This window comes from Mesorhizobium sp. M7A.F.Ca.CA.002.15.2.1 (genome assembly GCF_003998715.1).
GTDB lineage: Bacteria > Pseudomonadota > Alphaproteobacteria > Rhizobiales > Rhizobiaceae > Mesorhizobium > Mesorhizobium ciceri.
The window spans coordinates 1-1,744 of the sequence record NZ_RZPI01000913.1 but is presented as its reverse complement, the minus strand read 5'-3'; the positions used below and the strand labels follow the sequence as shown (position 1 = coordinate 1,744).

2 protein-coding genes and 1 pseudogene are annotated in these 1,744 nt (G+C 65.4%); all 3 read right to left on the bottom strand.

Annotated features, from left to right (window positions below; all coding sequences use genetic code 11):
* Positions 1–228 (bottom strand): ferredoxin FdxA (gene fdxA / locus ENZ74_RS31040; RefSeq protein ID WP_164761356.1); only part of this gene is annotated, 228 nt, incomplete at its 3' end.
* Positions 229–462: 234 nt separating this feature from the next.
* The gene (locus ENZ74_RS31035; protein WP_013529181.1) at positions 463–849 is read right to left on the bottom strand and encodes an RNA-binding S4 domain-containing protein; all 387 of its coding nucleotides are present in this window, start codon (positions 847–849) and stop codon (positions 463–465) included.
* Positions 850–865: 16 nt separating this feature from the next.
* Positions 866–1,744, bottom strand: a pseudogene (locus ENZ74_RS31030) (helicase); the annotation flags it as partial.

The window sequence follows — 1,744 nt, the reverse complement described above, 5'->3', positions numbered from 1 at the left end:
TTTCTCGGCATATTCGGTATTGACCTGCAGCCATTTGTCGAGGCCGGGCTCGGTGTCGGGCTTGATCGCGTCGGCCGGGCATTCCGGCTCGCAAACACCGCAGTCGATGCACTCGTCGGGATGGATGACGAGCATGTTCTCGCCTTCGTAGAAACAATCGACCGGACAGACCTCGATGCAGTCCATGTATTTGCATTTGATGCAATTGTCGGTCACGACATAGGTCATCGGTCGGCTCCGGGACGTCCCATTTTGTTGGGCTTTTTCCGTCAGGTAACGCCTTTGGCCGCTGCTTGCAAGGGCAGCCATTCCTGTCGGCATCAGCGTTTCGAAATGGAATTCCAGGCAGCCGGCGCCCCAGAGGCCGGCGACCTCATGCAGGGCTTCCTGTTTGCCGGGTTCAGTTTTGCTTCAAACACGTCGTTATCCTGGCAAGCGCCGCCTGTTTTTGGACGCCAGGCATCAATCTTCGCCGAGCAATCGGTCGGTCTGGCGACGTTCCTTCTTGGTCGGGCGGCCGCTGCCGGCCTCGCGCAGCCCCGGAATTGCATCGGGAGGGGCTTCGCCCTTCGGTGCGGGCGGTGGCGACATATCCTCGTAGAGCGTACGGGCTTCCTCGGCCGGGCCGCGTCGCGCACCCGCGCCGAGGACCTTCCAGATGAAGATGCGCCGCTCGAGCGTGATGGTCAGGACGTCGCCTGGCTTGACCTGATCGGAAGCCTGCGCTGCTTTGTCGCGATTGATGCGGACCCGGCCGGCGACGACCAGTTTCGCCGCCAGCGAGCGCGATTTCACGACGCGGGAGAAGAACAGCCATTTGTCGATGCGCTGGCGGCCTTCGGCAACCATCGAAGCGAGCCGGGTTCTACTTCTTCAATTGGTCGCGCAGAGCGGCGAGCTTGGCGAAGGGCGAATCCGGATCGAAACGCACCGGGCGCTCCTCGCGCGGCTTTGGCTGGAAGGCGGGCTTGCCGCCTTGCGGACCACCCTTGCCATCCGGCCTGCCACCCTTCCAGTCGGGACGGCCTTCGCGGCGGTCGGGACGCTCGCCCTGCGGCCTGTCACGTCGCTGTTCGCCTTCGGCCTGCGGCTTGGGTTTGAACTTCGAGCGGTCGAAGCGCGGCTTGCCGGCTCCATCGCGCCGTCCTTCATGGGCCGGACGCTCTCCGGGTGCAGCGGCGTTCGGTGCGCCGGCGTCCGCAGGCGCATCGCTTCGGCCGCGCGCTTGTCCGTTGCGTGGGCGATTGTTCCTGCGGTTGTCGTCGCGGTTGCGCGGGCGCTGTTCGAAACGACCCTGACGCCACAACAGGATGGGTTTTGGCGCTTCGGCTTCCGGGGCGGGTTCCCCGGTGGCTGCTTCAGTCACCGTCACGGGTTCGTCCGGCGCGGCGTCCGTTGCCGGCGCGGCATTTGACACCAGCTCGGCCGGTGCAACTTCTTCTGCCGCTGCGGCTTCAGTCTCGGCAGCTTCAGCCTCTGCCTGCGGTTCAACCGGTGCCGGTTCAGCAGCAGCCTCGGCAACAGGCGCTTCGTCTTGCACGGTTTCGACCGGAGCGTCCGCCTGTTCTCCCACGGCAGGCGCAGCAGGTTCCGCCGCGGCGTCGGAGGTCATTTCGGTCGCCGTTTCCGAAACGGCCACTGCGTCCGATGCCGGCTCCGACCCTTCGACTGCTGCCTCTGCTGCGGCGTCCGCCGCCTTGGTCTGCTCGGCTCGTGCAGCCTCTTCCGCCGCAAGCTTCGCCAT

Coding starts and splice junctions, on each gene's coding strand:
- ENZ74_RS31035 (WP_013529181.1), bottom strand. CDS start 849: ATGGTTGCCGAAGGCCGCCAGCGCATCGACAAATGGCTGTTCTTCTCC.